This is a genomic window from Brenneria corticis (assembly GCF_003115855.1).
GTDB classification, from domain to species: domain Bacteria; phylum Pseudomonadota; class Gammaproteobacteria; order Enterobacterales; family Enterobacteriaceae; genus Brenneria; species Brenneria corticis.
On the sequence record NZ_KZ819148.1, the window covers coordinates 1 to 329 of the forward strand.

The following is a 329-nucleotide window of genomic DNA, read 5'->3' on the forward strand; positions in this document are numbered from 1 at the left end:
ATCCACCGTATCGGTGACGGTTACCGTTGCCGTATCGCTGGTATCCAGTTGCTCAAAGTTATGTTCGCCCGCATCCGTTACACGAATGGTGTAGCTTTCGCCGTCTTGGTAAACATCATCCCCTTGCACCGCAAAGGTCGATGAAGTGCCAGTTGTCGCTCCGGCCGCAAAGGTAATGGTCGCGCCATTGCTTAGCGTCACCGTAAAGGCTCGGTCAGTAGGATTACTTAGCGTGGCGCTGACGGTGGCGCTATCGCTACCTTCCGCCACGGTCACATCACCCAACGTTAGTGTAGTGGTATCGGTGGTGTCGCTAATCTGCACCGTAG

General features: G+C 55.0%; 1 protein-coding gene. It reads right to left on the bottom strand.

Going from position 1 to position 329, the window contains the following annotated elements:
* On the bottom strand, positions 1 to 329 hold a 329-nt coding region (locus DDT56_RS24530), incomplete at both ends, for an immunoglobulin-like domain-containing protein (RefSeq protein WP_168197691.1).